12 protein-coding genes are annotated in these 15,776 nt (G+C 70.2%); 1 reads left to right on the plus strand and 11 read right to left on the minus strand.

Annotation, left to right across the window (positions count from 1 at the left end):
- Positions 1-558: 558 nt before the first annotated feature.
- On the minus strand, positions 559-2,169 hold the full coding sequence (locus HNQ61_RS02965; RefSeq protein ID WP_221305251.1) for a glycoside hydrolase family 10-like protein: 1,611 nt from the start codon (positions 2,167-2,169) through the stop codon (positions 559-561).
- Between the two features lie 213 nt (positions 2,170-2,382).
- On the opposite strand from HNQ61_RS02965, the gene HNQ61_RS02970 reads away from it, so the two are divergent.
- A complete protein-coding gene (locus HNQ61_RS02970; RefSeq protein ID WP_183685440.1) occupies positions 2,383-3,231 on the plus strand; it encodes a histidine phosphatase family protein in 849 nt (282 codons plus the stop codon).
- Positions 3,232-3,677: 446 nt separating this feature from the next.
- Here the strand turns inward: HNQ61_RS02970 and HNQ61_RS02975 are convergent, their stop codons facing one another.
- The 10 genes from HNQ61_RS02975 to HNQ61_RS03020 all read right to left on the minus strand — a co-directional run bounded on the left by HNQ61_RS02975 (position 3,678) and on the right by HNQ61_RS03020 (position 15,690).
- Positions 3,678-4,472: a Cof-type HAD-IIB family hydrolase gene (locus HNQ61_RS02975; RefSeq protein ID WP_170031603.1), complete on the minus strand. Its 795-nt coding sequence runs from the start codon at positions 4,470-4,472 to the stop codon at positions 3,678-3,680.
- Positions 4,473-4,539: 67 nt separating this feature from the next.
- Positions 4,540-5,334, minus strand: a complete 795-nt coding sequence (locus HNQ61_RS02980; RefSeq protein WP_170031606.1) for an SDR family oxidoreductase — start codon at positions 5,332-5,334, stop codon at positions 4,540-4,542.
- Positions 5,331-6,275, minus strand: a complete 945-nt coding sequence (locus HNQ61_RS02985; RefSeq protein WP_170031609.1) for an alpha/beta hydrolase — start codon at positions 6,273-6,275, stop codon at positions 5,331-5,333. Before HNQ61_RS02985 ends, HNQ61_RS02980 begins: the two co-directional genes overlap by 4 nt.
- Positions 6,276-6,683: 408 nt before the next feature.
- Complete coding sequence (locus HNQ61_RS02990) at positions 6,684-9,119, minus strand: glycogen/starch/alpha-glucan phosphorylase (protein ID WP_170031612.1); 2,436 nt, start codon at positions 9,117-9,119, stop codon at positions 6,684-6,686.
- Between the two features lie 208 nt (positions 9,120-9,327).
- Complete coding sequence (locus tag HNQ61_RS29450) at positions 9,328-10,071, minus strand: transglycosylase SLT domain-containing protein (protein WP_170031615.1); 744 nt, start codon at positions 10,069-10,071, stop codon at positions 9,328-9,330.
- A 527-nt stretch (positions 10,072-10,598) separates the two neighbouring features.
- Entirely contained in the window at positions 10,599-11,795 is a 1,197-nt protein-coding gene (locus tag HNQ61_RS03000; RefSeq protein ID WP_170031618.1) for a threonine synthase, read from the minus strand.
- A 141-nt stretch (positions 11,796-11,936) separates the two neighbouring features.
- Positions 11,937-12,341 carry an IS200/IS605 family transposase gene (gene tnpA, locus HNQ61_RS03005; RefSeq protein ID WP_170035849.1) on the minus strand — a complete coding sequence of 135 codons (405 nt, stop codon included), beginning with the start codon at positions 12,339-12,341 and terminating at the stop codon, positions 11,937-11,939.
- A gap of 151 nt (positions 12,342-12,492) precedes the next feature.
- The gene (locus HNQ61_RS03010) at positions 12,493-13,188 is read right to left on the minus strand and encodes a hypothetical protein (protein WP_170031621.1); all 696 of its coding nucleotides are present in this window, start codon (positions 13,186-13,188) and stop codon (positions 12,493-12,495) included.
- A gap of 341 nt (positions 13,189-13,529) precedes the next feature.
- Positions 13,530-14,024, minus strand: a complete 495-nt coding sequence (locus tag HNQ61_RS03015; protein ID WP_170031624.1) for a hypothetical protein — start codon at positions 14,022-14,024, stop codon at positions 13,530-13,532.
- 310 nt (positions 14,025-14,334) lie between these two features.
- The gene (locus HNQ61_RS03020) at positions 14,335-15,690 is read right to left on the minus strand and encodes an FAD-dependent oxidoreductase (RefSeq protein ID WP_170031629.1); all 1,356 of its coding nucleotides are present in this window, start codon (positions 15,688-15,690) and stop codon (positions 14,335-14,337) included.
- Positions 15,691-15,776 lie beyond the last annotated feature (86 nt).

Here is a 15,776-nt window from a genome sequence, read left to right on the forward strand (position 1 = left end):
TTGCCCATCTGCAACGTACGCGGTCGCAGCCGGAGCGACAAGCGGGTTGCTTGGATGGGCCAGAGGTGGCCGGAAAGGGTGATCCCGGGGAGGGGCAGATGGGTGGTGCGGGAGTGGATGTGGCCGCCGTCTGGGGCCCCCACCCCGCGTGCTGCGCACGACGACCCTCTCCCACGAACGGATGTGGGAGAGGGAGCACACACCAGATCGGCTTGGAGGAGAGATCCGAGGGCATGGCGGGGTTCTGTCCGGCGGTTGAAACCGCACCTCGAAGAACACGAAGTCCGCCTGCGCGGACTGCACCCCCGGCAGTGTCTGTTGATCCCCAACGCAGTTGAAGCCCCGAACCGGACGCGCCAGCGGCCGGTGTCGGGGGTTCCCGCTTCTGGAGCGGCGGATTCATTCGCTCAACGGAGTTCGCTCAACGGACAGTCACCGCCACCCGCACCGAACCATCCGCCCGCCCCGACCCTCCCCCAGTCTTTTTTGGGGGAGGGTGGGCGAGTAGTACGAGCCCGGGTGGGGGCCTCCCGTGAACTCCGCCCATCACGCTGGACGTTACTGCCCGCCCGTCCCCCGCACCGCCGCCGGGCGACCCTGAATACCGACGCGGTCGATGCCGGACACCACCACCGCCTCTGGCGCCACCGAATCCGCCGGCGTGGAGAACGTATACGAGCGCGCCGTCCCCGGCACGACGCGCGTGCTCCACTCCGTGCCGCGCCGCGCCTGCACCGCCCACCACCGCGGCGCATTCCCGTTCGGCGCGATCTCCACCGTGGCCGCGCCACCCGCCGCCTGCCGGAACGCGAGCGTGGGCGCGGCGAGCGTGTCGCCGCCCAGCCAGGGCGACGCGGGAACCAGTGCCTGCTGCGCGTACGGACCCGCGATCAGCTTTTCGCTCAGCGAGTCGGGATTCAGCTGAAACGCGCGCATGCTGAAGTGCACGTTGCCTGTGGCGCCCGCCTGCCCTCGCGTGGCCCAGACCTGGTTCGTCACCTCGTCCGCGCGCCAGCGCACGGGCGCGCCCTCAAAGGTGCGGCTGGTGAAGTTGCCCGGCCACAGGTGCCGGTTGGTCACGTTCTGCTCCGCCCACCACCGAAGCAGCACGGGATAGCTCAAGTCCGGGCGCGAGATGGGCCAGTACAGCTGTGGCGTGAAGTAATCCATCCACCCCTCCCTGAACCACAGCCGCGCGTCCGCGTACAGCCTCTCGTACTGGTCAAATCCGCGCGGCGCGATGCCGACCGGATGGTTCGGCCGGTACACGCCGAACGGGCTGATCCCCACCTTGACCCACGGCTTGGCCGCCTTGACCTGCGCGTACATCTCGCGGACGAACAGATTTACGTTCTCGCGCCGCCAGTCGTTGCGGGAAAGGAGCCCGTGCATCTGCTGGTACCGCCGCCAGCTGCGGTCGTCGGGAAAGTCGATGGGGCGGCCCGACGCGTCGTTCTCCGGATACGGATAGAAGTAGTCGTCGATGTGCACGCCGTCGATGTCGTACCGGTTCACGACATCCATCACGACGGCAAGGGAGTGGGCGCGCACCGCGGGCTCGCCGGGGTCCATCCACAGGTGCGTGCCGTAGCGCTTCACCAGTTCCGGATGCTCGCGGCCGATGTGCCCCGGCGGCAGCGGCGTCTTAGCGCTGGGATGGCGGGCGCGGTACGGATTGAACCACGCGTGCAGCTCCATTCCGCGGCGGTGCGATTCCTCCACCGCGAACGCGAGCGGGTCCCACGCGGGCTGCGGCGCGCGCCCGGCCGTGCCGGTCAGGTACTCGGACCACGGTTCCAGCCGTGACGGATACAGTGCGTCGCCCGCCGTGCGTACCTGCAGCACGATGGCGTTCAGGTTGAGCTGCTGCGACCGGTCCAGGAGCGCGATCAGCTCGGCGCGCTGGCGCTCCACCGGCAGCCCGGGGGCGCTGGGCCAGTCGATGTTGGCCACCGTGGCCACCCACACGCCGCGGAACTCGCGCGCGAGCGGTGGCGCCTGTTCATCCACCGGCGCCGCGGTTGCCGCCACCGCGGGCACCGGCTCCACCGGCGCGGGCGCCTGCACCGGGGGCGGCCGCGTGCACGCCGCCAGCGCCGCGCCGACCATCATCATCCCCCGAACCACCATCTTCCGCCACGCGTGCGCCATCGCCATTCCGTCACCCATCCCGTGTAGTGATTCGCTGGTCCCCATTGACCGGCGCGTGCGTTACCTTGCGGTGTGCGGATCGGTACGCGGCGCCGGTTCCTTGATCCTGCGGGCTGGACGGACGCAAATCCAGGCCCGGCGGCGGTGGATTGGATCTGCCGGTCCCCGGCCCCGCGATTGCACGATCCGGATCCAGCGCGTTTCTGTCCCTCATCCCCACCGTTCTGATCGATGGCTTCGCCCCTGACCCGCGTGTTTCTGGTGCGCCACGGCGCCACCATTCTGACCGCCGAAGACCGCTTTGCCGGCGCGGTGGACGTACCCCTTTCCGACGAAGGGCGCGCACAGGCCCAGCGTCTTTCGGAGCGTCTGGCGGGGACGCCCATCCACGCCGCGTACGCCTCGCCGCTGGGCCGCGCGATGGATACGGCCGGGATCGTGGCGGGCCCGCACGGCGTCACGGTGCAGTCCAATCCCGCGCTGCGCGAGATCTCCCACGGGCGGTGGGAGGAGATGACGCGCGCGGAAGTCGAGGCGCAGTACGCGGATGAGGCCGCCAACTGGGATGCGGACCCGTACACATTCGCGCCCCAGGGCGGTGAATCGGGGCTGCAGGTGACGGCGCGCGCGCTCCCCGCCGTGCTGGACATCGTCCGCGCGCATCCGGAGCAGACGGTGCTGATCGTGTCGCACAAGGCGACCATCCGCCTGCTGCTGAGTTCGCTGCTGGGGTTTGATCCGCGGCGTTACCGCGACAACCTGGACCAGAGCCCGGCCGCGTTGAACGTGGTTGATTTCCGGGGGCCGACCAAGGCGCGGCTCACGCTGTTCAACGATACGTCGCACTACGAGCAGGGCGGCCTTGCGCTTCCCGCCATGCCTGGGCCGCGGCTGTCGCGCTGGTGGTGCGGGGTGGATGAACAGCCGGACGCGCAGCGGTGGGCGCTGTGGCGGCAGGACGACAACGGCAATCGGTTCCGCGTGGATGACTTCGCCACCCGCGCCGAGGCGGACGCGAGCATGGCGGATTTTGAGTCGCGCCATCACAAGCAGACGTACTGGATCGCGCCGGCGGAGTGACGGGGGCGGTAGAACCCAGGCGCGACAGGCGGAGTCTACGGCGGCCCCCACCCGGGCCGGCACCACCGGCCCACCCTCCCCCAAAAAAGACTGGGGGAGGGTTGGGGTGGCGGATGGTTCGGTGCGAAAACCGAGATCTCCGGCGCGCCGCAGCCTTCCGAGAGCGAATGAATCCGCCGCTCCAACAGCGGGAAGCCCCGACACGGCGCTATTCGCGCGCCGTTCGGGGCTTCAACTGCATATGGGGCTGACGATAAGGCCGCCGGTGCAGTCCGCGGAGGCGGACTTCGTGTTTCTCGAGGCGCGGTTTCAACCGCCGGAACGACCGCCCGCAACCCGGGCCTTTCGCCGTTTACGCCACCCTCGCAACCCCGCTTTCACCTTCACCTTTACGGCGACTTTCACCTTTACCTTCACTTTTACTTTCATCCCGATCACTCCTCCCTCTACAGCCGCGCGGCGAGGTCCAGTGCCTCAATGAGCCCGCCGCGGTCCACGTGGGAGACGTGGTGGCGGGAAAGGGCCAGAATCTCCGGCTCCGAATTCCCCATCGCCACGGGCACGCCCACCACGCGCATCACCCCCGCGTCGTTCGCCCCGTCGCCCACCATCATCACGCGCTCCAGCGCGATCCCATACTCAGCCGCCACCGCGTGCACCGCCGTCGCCTTGTCCAGCCCGGGCACGGTGATGCTGATGAACGCGGTGTCCGGCATCACCGGCGAGGTGCTGGGCGAGAGGGTGAGGCCCTCGTGCGGCTCCACCAGCACGGCCGCTTCCTCCGCGTGGCTCAGCAGCCACTGCGCGCGCACCACACCGCCCTCCAGCGAGAGCAGGTCGCGCGGGCGAAAGGGCACGCCCAGCAGCCCGGCGTGGCGCATGGCCCGCTCGCCCGTGCTTTCCACCGTGTAGTCGGTGTCGGAATACAGCTCCAGCGCGCGCCCGGTTTCCCGCGCGCGCGCCACCAGACGCTCCACCGCCTCGCGCGGCAGGGTCGTGGAACGTGTGTCTCCGGACGGCAGGTGCACGACGCTCGCGCCGTTCTGAAAGACGTGCCATCCCTCCGGATCCAGCCGCGCCGCCAGTTCGCGCGCCAGCCCGAACGCCGGCCGCCCCGAGCAGATGGCCAGCCGCGCGCCGCGATCCCGCGCGCGCTCCACCGCCTCCCACACCGCCGGCAGCACGTCGCCGCTGCTCCCCACCAGCGTTCCATCCACGTCCACGCAGATCAGTTCGATCATCCCTCGTCCATTTTTCAGTTTCCGCCACCCCGCGACCAGAGCCGGTCTGGACGCGGGACGACGATCGTCAGCGCGGGGCCTCGGCGGCGCGGCGGGCGCGGGACCCGGCCTCAAAGCGTTCCACGTCCTCGTAGTAGCGCCGCGCGATGTCGGGGCTGGCGGGATTGGTGTACACGTCCGCCCGCGGCTCCGCCACCACGCCGGCGATGATCTCCGCCACCTCTTCCGCCGTCTGCGGCTTCATGGGCCCGGGGTGCGGCCCGCCGGCGATCAGCCCGCCGCGCGCGTTGGCGGCAAACTCCGTCAGCACCACGCCGGGCATCACCAGCGACACGTGAATGCCGGGATGCGCGTCCGCCAGGTCCACGCGCAGGTTGGCGGTCAGCGCGTTCAGCGCCGCCTTAGCCGCGTTGTAGGCCGATCGCGGCGCCGCCAGCGGCACGCGTCCCAGAAAGGAGGAAATGTTGATCAGATGACCCTCGCCGCGCTCGATGAAGTGCGGCACGATGGCCTGCATGCCGTACAGCGCCGAACGGACGTTGATGGTCATCATCTCATCCAGATCCTCATCCGTCACGTCCAGCACGGAACGGGTGATTCCCCGCCCCGCGTTGTTGATCCACACATCCACGCGCCCGAACCGCTCGATGGCCGCGTCGCGCAGCGCCTCCACCTGCGCGCGGACGGTCACGTCCGTCGGCACCACGAGGGTGGATGAACCACTTTCCGCCGCCACCCGCTCCAGTTCCTCCCGCCTGCGCGCGGCGAGGACGACGGACGCGCCCTCCGCGCCCAGCCGCCGGGCCACCGCCGCGCCGATCCCGCCGCTGGCGCCGGTGATCACCACCACGTTTCCGCTCATCCATCCTCCCTGGTGTTGTTGATCACGGTCATGCCGTTCCCGCCATCCGCCGTGCACGCGCCGCGCGGGTTGCGGACGAAGCGCGCGATGTCGCCCAGCACCGGCGCGGAGTTCAGCCGCGGCACGGAGAGGGCCACGGCGATCTCCACGTGCCCCACGCCGCGGTAGGTGATGGCCCGCGCGCAGCCGCCCCGCTCGCGGATGGCCGCCTGCAGCCGCCGCGAATTCTCCACCGAAACCGTGCGGTCGCCCGTGCCGTGCAGCAGAAGCAGCGGCGGCTCCGTTCCGTCGATCAGCGTCAGCGGATACGTGGCCGGCCACCCCTCGCGCGGGCCCATGAGCGCCTGCACGTCCACGTCCGTCCACGTGGTGGCGACCGGCCCCGCGAGCGCGACAAAGCCGCGAACCGCGTTTGCGGGAAGCCCCGCGTCGCGCAGCCAGTGCTCGTCCAGCGCCAGCAGGGCCACGGTGTGCGCGCCGGCGGAGTGGCCCATGACGAACAGGTTGGCGGGATCTGCGCCCAGTTCGCGCGCGTGGTCCCGCGCCCAGCGCACGGACTGCGCGCCGTCCTGGATCCACGCGGGAAACGTCACCGACGGGTACAGGCGATAGTCGGGGACGATGACGATCCACCCGCGGCGCGTCATGCCGTCGGCCAGGAGGCGGTAGTCGCGCTTGCTGCCCTCCTGCCAGCGCCCGCCATACAGCCACACGACGACGGGCGCGCCCGGGCGGACGCGCTTGGGCCGGTACACATCCAGCTTCAGCCGCGGATCGGCGCCGTACGCCACGTCCGCCGTGCGGGTGAAGTGATCGCCCACGAACACGGCTTCCGCCATCCCGCGCACCGAGCACCCCGCCGCGCCCAGCAGCATCGCCCCCACACCCATCGCCCGCGCCGCGGCGGAAATCGAACGCAGCCGCCCTTTGAAGATCCTCATCACCCTTCCGTTCCCGTTCGATCAAACGACGCAGTTCCATCCACACCGTGATGCATCGACCTCGCCTCGCCGGTGCCGCCCGTGCCGCCCTCTCCAGACTGCGAGCTCCGCACGAAAGCCGCCGCCACAGTCCACGAGGTGGACTTCGTGCTTCACCAGCGGCGAATTCATTCGCTCCTGGACAGGCGGCCGCACGAAAACCGCCTTGCGCCCGATGCTCTCCCCACAGTCCGCGCAGGCGGACTTCGCGCCGTTGTTGCCGCGACTTCAGTCGCCCCAGCCAACACAGCCCGCCCCGACCAACTCGCACGCCCCACGCCACCCCGCCAACCACGGCGTCCGCGCACACGAAAAGGCCCGCCCGCCGGTACGGCGAGCGGGCCCCATCATCCATCGAAACCGCGCGGATCAGAGGTGCCAGATGCGCGTCGCGTACTCCTTGACCGAGCGGTCGCTGCTGAAGAACCCGCTGCGCGCCACGTTCAGAATCGCCTTGCGCGTCCAGTCCTGCTGGTCGCCCCACGCAAAGTCCACCTGCTCCTGCGCCTCCACGTACGCATCAAAATCCGCCAGCACCATGTACGGATCGGAGAACAGCAGCCCCTCCACCAGCGGCCGGTACAGCCCGGGGTTCTCCGGCGAAAGCACGCCGCTGAGGATGAAGTCCAGCACCCTGCGGAGCCGCGGGCTGGCCTCGTACTCGGCGCGCGGGTTGTAGCCCGCCGCCTTGCGCGCCTCCACCTCGTCCGCCTTGAGGCCGAAGATGAAGATGTTCTCATCGCCCACGTTCTCGGCGATCTCCACGTTGGCGCCGTCCAGCGTACCGATGGTGAGCGCGCCGTTCAGGGCGAACTTCATGTTCCCCGTGCCCGACGCCTCGTAGCCGGCGGTGGAAATCTGCTCGGAAAGGTCGCTTCCGGGAAAGATCTTTTCCGCCAGCGACACGCGGTAGTCCGGCAGGAACGCCACGCGCAGCAGCCGCGACGCCTTGGGCTCCGCGTTCACCAGCCGCCCCACCGCGTTGGTGAGCTGAATGATGAGCTTGGCCGTCCAGTACGTGGGCGCCGCCTTGCCCCCGAACAGCACGGCGCGCGCGGGCACGTCCAGGTCCGGCGTGTCGCGCAGCATCAGGAAGCTGTCCACGCAGCGCAGGACGTTCATCAGCTGGCGCTTGTACTCGTGCATGCGCTTGATCTGCACGTCCATCATGGACGCGGGATCCACCGGCGTCCCCGTGAGGTCGGTGACGATGCCGGCCAGCCGCGCGCGGTTGCCGGCCTTGATCTGCATCCACCGCTCGCGGAACGCGGCGTCGTCGGCCAGCGGCTCCAGCTCGCGCAGCCGCTCCAGCTGCGTCACCCACTCGTCGCCGATCGCCTCGGTGATGAGTGAGGACAGGCGCGGATTGGCCTTGAGCATCCAGCGGCGCTGCGTGATGCCGTTGGTGACGGAGGTGAAGCGGTCCGGCCACAGCTCGTGGAAATCCTTGAAGATGCTGTCCTTGAGGATTTCCGTGTGCAGCGCCGCCACGCCGTTGGTCGTGTGGCTGCCCACGATGGCCAGGTTGGCCATCCGCAGCCGGTTGCCGGACACGATGGCCATGCGCTCCTCGCGCGCGGCGTCACCCGGAAACTTCTCCAGCACGCGGGCGCGGAAGCGCTTGTCGATCTCGCGGACGATCTCCATCTGCCGCGGCAGCAGCCGGCCGAAGAGATCCGTCCCCCACTGCTCCAGCGCCTCGGGGAGCACCGTGTGGTTGGTGTACGCAAAGGTGCGGCGCGCCAGATCGAACGATTCATCCCACTCCAGCCCGTGGTCGTCCATCAGCAGCCGCATCAGCTCGGGGATGGCGACGGCGGGATGGGTGTCGTTCAGCTGGATCTGCACCTTGTCGGGGAAGTCGTCAAACGTCTTCCGCTCCGTCAGGTACCGGGCGATGATGTCCTGCAGCGTGGCGCTGACGAAGAAGTACTGCTGCTTGAGCCGCAGCTCCTTGCCCGCGCCGGTGTCGTCGGGCGGATACAGGACCTTGGAGATGGTTTCGGTCTGCGTCTTGGCCTCCACCGCGGCGATGTAGTTGCCGCGGATGAAGCCTTCCAGGTCGAACTCCTCCGTCGCCTTGGCCGCCCACAGGCGCAGCGTGTTGACGGTGTTGTTGCAGTAGCCGGGGACGGGGGTGTCGTACGCCATCGCCAGCACGTCGCTGGTGTCCACCCAGTCGAAGTGAACGCGGCCCTCCTCGTCGTGGTGCGCCTGCACGCGGCCCCAGAACTTGACCTTGTACGTGCGGTCCGGGCGGGCGATCTCCCACGGGTTGCCGTCCATCAGCCAGTTGTCCGGCTTTTCCACCTGGCGGCCCTGGTCGTCCAGCGCCTGGCGAAAGATGCCGTGCTCGTAGCGGATGCCGTAGCCCATCCCCGGAAGCTCCAGCGTGGCCATGCTGTCCAGGTAGCAGGCCGCCAGCCGCCCCAGACCGCCGTTGCCCAGCCCGGCGTCGGGCTCGCGGTCCATCAGCTCTTCCAGATTGTAGCCCAGCTCCTCCAGCGCCTCGGCCGTGGCCCCGTCCAGCCCCAGATTGATGAGCGCGTTGCCCAGCGCCCGCCCGATCAGGAATTCGAGCGAGAGATAGTAGACGCGCTTGACGTCGCGGTGCTCGTAGCGCGCGTTGGTGGCGGCCCAGCGGTCGGCCAGGCGGTCGCGCAGCGTCCACGCGGTGGCCATGTACACGTCGCGCTCGGTGGCCGACGCGTTGTCGCGGGCCAGCGTGTAGCGCACGTGCGACTCGATGTCGCGCTTGAGCGCTTCCACGCGGGTGCTGCGGCGGCCGCTTTCCAGAGTCTGCATAGGAGGTCCAGCCGATCGTGTGCGATGTTGGGGCGGGGGCGACGGCGCGGTGCGCGGCGTGCCCCGCTGGGCGGAGGCGTAAAGGTCGGGCCTGCGGAGCGGACACCACATTCGGAACAAATTCTTCCGAATGCAAGGTGTCCGCGGATTCATCCGCGATCTTCCTTGCTCCGGCGGCCCGCGCGGGGACCGCCGCCCCGCCAGATGTTTACTCTTTCGGACGCAGCCCTGTTCCCTGGTACGGCTTGCCGCCGTGGTGAATGGGGCCCAGCACGCGCTTGCCGTAGCCGTTTTCCGGGTCCCGGCCCCGGCGCAGCGCGCGGTCCACCGAGTTTTCGCCGCGGTTGTAGGCGATGACGCCCAGGCGCACGGCGTCGTCGCCCTGCTTCTGGTAGCGCAGAATGTTCTCGCGCAGAAGGCGGAAGCCCAGGCGCAGGTTGGTGTGCGGGTCCATCAGCTCGCGCGTGGTGTCGATTTCCGGGTCCAGCGCGCGGGCGGTGCCGGGCATCATCTGCACCAGGCCGGCGGCGCCGCCCTGCCCCACGGCGCGCGGGTCGAAGACGCTTTCCACGCGGATCAGGCGGAAGCCGAGCTCCGGGTCCAGCCCCGCCTCGGCCGCGGCGTCGTACACCATGTGCGCCATGGTGCGGGTCAGGTGGTAGCGCTCGCTCATGGCCAGCACGGTCAGGTCGCGGTGCGAGCGCGGGCGCTCCACCAGCCGCTCCAGGTTGGGCGTGGACACGAGCGAAGGCGTGCGCGGCACGGGCACGCGCAGTTCGCGCAGCGAGTCCGGCACGCCGCGGCGCGGGGCAAAGCGCTCCGGCACGCTGCCGGAGGTAAGCCCCAGCGCCACGCCTCCGAGCAGAATGAGCGGCAGCGCCAGCAGCACCCATCGGGGGATGCCGGCGAGGCCGTACTGCGTGCGCGCGGGTTGCTGGGCGGGGCCGGTCACGGTCCGTTCCTCCGTTGTCCGATCCGTTCCAATTCAGGGGCGAACTGCGGAGTCCGGCGCAAATCCGGGACCGGAGGGGTGGGGAGGGGACGTAAGTGACGGGGAAATCAGTGCGTTAGTGCGGGGTGCGTTAGTGCGTTAGTGCGTTAGTGCGGGCGGGGGCAGGGATCGGTGTGGGCGCCGGTGGCTCGCGAGGGGCACAGGGGCGACTGAAGTCGCGGCAACAACGGCGCGAAGTCCGCCTGCGCGGACTGTGGGGCAAGTGTGGATCGAGGAGCCGGCGTCAGCGCGGCCGCCTGCCCAGGAGCGAATGAATTCGCCGCTGGATCAGCACGAAGTCCGCCTTCGCGGACTGCGGGGGCGGACTTCGACGGGGGACCGGCGAGGCCTTCTGGTCGACCGGCATTCTCGGCGTGAGTACACCAAGGCGTCGTCGTGAGGACGAACCGCCCCGGCTGTCCGCGTCGCCGATGCGCCGCTCCGCGGACGAGCCTCGCGCGGGGAGGCGCGAGGCGCGTCCGCGGAACTCAGATGACGTACTTGAGGCCGCTGCCGGTGTTGAAGAGGACCACGCTGTCATCCGGGCCAATGGCGCCCGACTCGCGCAGGCGGGCAGCGGCGACGGCCGTGGCCGCACCCTCGGGCGCGCAGAAGATGCCGGTGTCGCGCCCCACGATGGGCGTCCACTCGCGCATCTCCTCGTCCGAAACGGCCAGCGCGGAACCGCCGGAACGACGCACCGCATCCAGAATCAGAAAGTCACCCACGGCGCGCGGCACCCGCAGCCCCGACGCGTACGTGTGCGCATCCCGCCACGGCTCGGCGTACTCCGTCCCCTCCTCGAACGCACGGACGATGGGGGCGCACCCTGCGGCCTGCACCGAAATCATCCGCGGCCGCGCGGACCCGATCCATCCCATCGCCTCCATCTCGTCGAACGCCTTCCACATCCCAACCAGCCCCGTTCCGCCACCAGTGGGATAGATGATGACGTCCGGGAGCGTCCATCCCAGCTGTTCGGCGACCTCGTACCCCATCGTCTTCTTGCCTTCGACGCGGTACGGCTCCTTGAGCGTCGATAGATCGAACCAGCCGTGCTCGCGCACTCCTTCGCCGACACGGGCCGCGCAGTCGGTGATGAGCCCGTCGAACAGTTCCACGTCCGCCCCCAGCGCCAGCATTTCCTGGATGATGGGATGCGGCGTGTCGCGCGGAACCACGACGTGCGCGGCCATCCCGGCGGCGGCGGCGTAGGCGGCGGTGGCGCTCCCCGCGTTGCCGGCCGAGGGGATTGCGACCTCACGGATGCCCAGTTCCGCCGCGCGGCTGATGGCCATGCACAGCCCGCGCGCCTTGAACGAGGCGGTGGGATTCTGCCCCTCGTCTTTGACCCAGCAGCGTCCGATTCCCAGGCGGGTGGCCAGGCGCGGCGTTTCGATCATGGGCGTCCAGCCCTCGCCCAGGCGGACGGCGTGCGCGGGGTTGCGCACGGGGAGGAGTTCGGCGTAGCGCCACAGATCCGCCGAGCGCCCGGCCAGGTCCTCGCGCCGCAGCCGCGCGCCGATGGCGGCCAGGTCGTAGCGCGGGTAGAGCGGCTTTTCGCAGCAGGGAGACAGGCGCTGCAGCGTCTCGCTCTCGTAGCGCGTGCCGCAGCGGGTGCACTCCAGGTGCGTCGCCCCGCCGAACGCGGCGGGCGCGGAGGCCGGGGAAGAGATGTCGGTCATCGAATCAGATTTCGGGAGAAAGCAGCGATTCAGGTTCGGCGGACACGGGCGACTGAAGTCGCGGCAACAACTGCGCGAAGTCCACCTTCGTGGACTGTGGCGGCAGCCCCCGCGCGTGATGCGGAGGCCGGCGTGCGGCGATCACAGTTCCACGGCGCGGTGAACGGTGCCGTCGCGGTGGTGCTGTTCCTGGTTCAGGACGTACTCACGCACGAGTGGCACGTTGCGCTTGGAAACGGAGAACGCGCCGTATCCGCCCTGCCACTTGAAGCGGTCCCCGGGCCGGATCTCGTGGTTGATGAGGTGCGACGACGCGCCTTTCACGCGTCTCGCCAGTTCCGCGGGTGCGATGGTGGACGGCACCCGCACAAGCAGATGCACGTGATCATCCACACCACCGATGGCGATGACATCGCATCCCAGCGCGGCGCATTCCCGCTGAAGACACCCGAACACGCGCTGCCGGATGTCAGCGGTCAGGAACGGATGACGATCCCACGTTGCCCATACCAGGTGAAGAAACAGCTGCGTCCAGGGAGTCCGCATCGTCTCGACAGGGTTGAGGAGGAACGGCATCCGGCGCCCCGCGCGCCGGCCGGCCCCGCAGTCCGCGAAGGCGGACTTTGCGCCGTTGTTGCCGCGACTTCAGTCGCCCCAGCTCTCGCCCGGGCTGAACCCGCGGGCTCAAGACGATCCTCTACCGCCGCGCGGGCCTCGCCGCGATCACGGTTTCCGCCGGGCCGCCGCACGCGGTGCACACCGCCACCGATCCCTCCTCCCAGTGATGGCACGCCTGGCACAGGCTCACCATCCGCCCCTCCTCCTCGGAGCCGGCGGGAAGCAGAAACGCCTCGCCATCCTCACCCACCACGCGCAGCGACGGGCCGGTGTAGAAGTGCGCCAGCAGGTCGCGCAGATCCACGTCGCCGGCCTTGGGGATCACGTCCTCGCGCGTGACGGCCGTCCGGTCGCGAAAGCGCGCGCGCTCCGCCGTCCACGTGCGCTCCACGCCCGACTCCGGCGTGAGCGTCAGCGTAAGCCCGCGCGTCTCCAGCGCATAGCGCACATCCAGCCGCGAGCGCAGCCGTTCCGCGGCGCGGGCCAGGTCCAGCCCGGGCGCGATCTGGCGGCGGTTGGCGGAGTGGATGGATGGATCGCAGAAAATCTGCGCGCGCGCGTGCGACCACAGCGGCGTCTTCAGATCGCCGACGTCCGTCTCGACCACGGCGGTGTAGTCGTACGGCTTGTCGACGGGACCCACCTCGATGCGCGTCTCGCGCACGCCCGCCGCGCCGTCCAGCGCGGCCAGCAGCGCCGAGGAGAGCGCATCACGCTTGGCGCGGTCCGTGAGCGGGCACCAGAGATCCGGATCAAACAGCTCGGGAGCGTCCATGATTCGCACAGCCTTGGGGTCGGGTCGGATTCGGCCCACAAGGTAGCCCGCCACGCGGATGGACGAAACCGCGCGGCGCCGGTCAGCGCTGGATGTCGGTGATCACGAGGGGGGGGTGATGATGAGGAAGGTGATGACGGAATGATGCAGGTAGGGCAGATCATGACGGGGCGGCAGGCTGGGAAGCCCCTCCCCCGCCCCTCCCCGTGCAAACTGCCGCACGGAGAGGGGAGAACTGCATCAAGCGGACGGTTGATGACGAGCGCCGATCTGGGGTGTGCTCCCTCTCCCACATCCGTTCGTGGGAGAGGGTCGTCGCGCGCAGCGCGCGGGGTGAGGGCTCACCGCGGCGGGGGTGCCGCGGCCGGGGGGATCGGAACCGGGCTGAAGTAGCGGCATCCATCCGCCGAATCCCGCGCAACCGAATGCGCGCCCAGCGCTCCCTCCGCCGGGCAGTACGACTCCACGGCGTCATACGTGTAGAGAATCGTCTTCGCGGGATCAGCCGCACCCGTCCGCAGGCCCGCCACCACGTGCGGATCCTCACCCTCGAACGAGCGAGCGGGGATGAGGGTCGCGATCTCGCCATCGTCGGATGCATAGAAGCGCACCGCTCGCCGTCCGCCTCCCAGGGCATCACGCACCCGCGCCGCCTGGTCTCGCGCGGCGCGGGGGACGGACGACGAATCGACGCCCGCAAACGCCGTCGCGCGGAGCCCGAGCGTGGCCGCGGCGTCCGCCCGCAGCACCAGGCGTCCAGTTGGTTCGCCGCGGCACGCCCCGAGCAGCAGCACCGCGGCAAGACCCGCGGCGCGGAATCGAAAGGCGGTATTCATCGACGGGTGTGGTGGACTGAGGTGGGCAAAGCACGATGCAGCGGGGACGATGGATGGATCATATCCATCTGATCGTGATCAGGAAGAGCGTCAGGCGGGCCTCATCTCCGGAAAGCGCGCGACGATGCGGTCCGCGGCGTCCAGCCCGGCCGTCACCGCGCCCTCTGATCCCATCCACCCGATCGCGATCAGGAAAAGCGTCAGGCGCCCCTGATCTCGGGAAAGCGCGAGACGATGCGGTCCGCGGCGTCCAGCCCGGCCGTCACCGCACCCTCGTATCCCATCCACCTGATCGCGATCGGGAAAAGCGTCAGGCGCCCCTGATCTCCGGGAAGCGCGCGACGATGCGGTCCGCTGCGTCCAGCCCGGCCGTCACCGCGCCCTCCACCGTGGGCGCGTACAGGTAGTCGCCCGCGAGCACCGCGCGCGCCGCCGAACCCCACGCCGCGGCGCGCAGCGCGGGAAGCCGGCCGAGCGATCCCGGGCCGAAGACCGTCCATCCATCCCGCCACGTGTACAGCTCCGCCCGCTGCACCCGCCGCTCGATCCCGGGCAGCGCGCGCGCCACGTCCGGAAGCAGCATGCGCGCGGCCGTCCCGGCGTCCGCGCCGTCCAGCCGCTCCGCCGCATGGGGCAGCGCGAACACCGTCAGCAGACCCTTGCCGGGTGGAACCAGTCCGGCCACCTTGTTCTCCTGCACGCAGGCCGCCGCCGCCTCGCGCGACTCCCCGCCCGCGTACGACAGCCCGAACCACCGCACCCCCGCCGGACGGTCCAGCAGCAGCGCCAGCGTGGCCGCGGGCCTCACCCGCACCATGCCCAACGCTTGCACGGCGGTGGGTGTCAAGAATTTAGCAATTTCCAGAGCCGCGGGCGCGGGCACCGCGACCACCACCGCGCCGAACACCTCTTCGCCCGCCGCCGTCCGGACGATCGCGCGCGTTTCGTCCGCCTGCACGTCCAGCACCGGCTCGCCAAAACGCAGCACCGCGCCCAGGGAAGCCAGCCGCTCCGCCGCCGCCCGGCCCAGCCCGCCGATGCCGCCGCGCAGCGCCTGCACCTCCAGGCTCATCCCTTCGCGGGCCAGCGCGTGGTAGAAGCCGGCGCTGGCCTCGTCCGGCGCGCATCCGTACAGCGTGGCCAGCAGCGGCGCGGCGAGCAGGTCCACGAAGTCGCGGCCCAGCTCGCGCGCGCCCCACGCCGCCACCGATTCGCCGTCCAGTCCGGTGGCCGCGGCGCGCTCCAGGGCGCACAGGTCCAGCGAACCCGCGTGGCGCTGCAGAAACGGAAGGTACTGCGCGCCCATCCGCAGCTTGAGGGCGAGCGGAAGCGCGCCGGACGCCAGCATGCTGGACGTGGAGCCGTACACCACCTCGTGCGCACGCCCCTTTCGCCAGAGCGCGTCGCGCCCGGGCGAGCGCTGCAGCAGCCCGTCGGCCCCGCAGGCGCGCAGGACGCGGGCGAAGTTGGTGTAGGAAGCGCTCACCAGCTGGACGGCCGGATCCACCCGGAACCCGTCCACCTCGTGCGTGCAGGCGCGCCCGCCCGCGCCCGGGGCGGCGTCGTAGACCGTGACCGAGGCGCCGGCGGCGCGCAGGCGCAGGGCGGCGGCCAGCCCCGCGGGACCGGCGCCGACCACCGCGGCGGAGAAAGAAGAGCCGTTCATGGCTCGGCAGGAACCGCAACCCGCGCGCCGGAGCGCCGTTGCGGCGTACGAACGCCCGTTCTACCTTGCTCCTCCCCCAACCACAC

Source organism: Longimicrobium terrae (assembly GCF_014202995.1).
Lineage (GTDB): Bacteria > Gemmatimonadota > Gemmatimonadetes > Longimicrobiales > Longimicrobiaceae > Longimicrobium > Longimicrobium terrae.

Excerpts from the sequence above, each read along its gene's own strand:
- HNQ61_RS03010 (WP_170031621.1), bottom strand. The coding sequence starts at position 13,188 with ATGGACGCTCCCGAGCTGTTTGATCCGGATCTCTGGTGCCCGCTCACG.
- tnpA (WP_170035849.1), bottom strand. The coding sequence starts at position 12,341 with ATGCGGACTCCCTGGACGCAGCTGTTTCTTCACCTGGTATGGGCAACG.
- HNQ61_RS03020 (WP_170031629.1), bottom strand. The coding sequence starts at position 15,690 with ATGAACGGCTCTTCTTTCTCCGCCGCGGTGGTCGGCGCCGGTCCCGCG.
- HNQ61_RS02975 (WP_170031603.1), bottom strand. The coding sequence starts at position 4,472 with ATGATCGAACTGATCTGCGTGGACGTGGATGGAACGCTGGTGGGGAGC.
- HNQ61_RS03000 (WP_170031618.1), bottom strand. The coding sequence starts at position 11,795 with ATGACCGACATCTCTTCCCCGGCCTCCGCGCCCGCCGCGTTCGGCGGG.
- HNQ61_RS03015 (WP_170031624.1), bottom strand. The coding sequence starts at position 14,024 with ATGAATACCGCCTTTCGATTCCGCGCCGCGGGTCTTGCCGCGGTGCTG.
- HNQ61_RS02985 (WP_170031609.1), bottom strand. The coding sequence starts at position 6,275 with ATGAGGATCTTCAAAGGGCGGCTGCGTTCGATTTCCGCCGCGGCGCGG.
- HNQ61_RS02965 (WP_221305251.1), bottom strand. The coding sequence starts at position 2,169 with ATGGGTGACGGAATGGCGATGGCGCACGCGTGGCGGAAGATGGTGGTT.
- HNQ61_RS02970 (WP_183685440.1), top strand. The coding sequence starts at position 2,383 with ATGGCTTCGCCCCTGACCCGCGTGTTTCTGGTGCGCCACGGCGCCACC.
- HNQ61_RS02980 (WP_170031606.1), bottom strand. The coding sequence starts at position 5,334 with ATGAGCGGAAACGTGGTGGTGATCACCGGCGCCAGCGGCGGGATCGGC.
- HNQ61_RS02990 (WP_170031612.1), bottom strand. The coding sequence starts at position 9,119 with ATGCAGACTCTGGAAAGCGGCCGCCGCAGCACCCGCGTGGAAGCGCTC.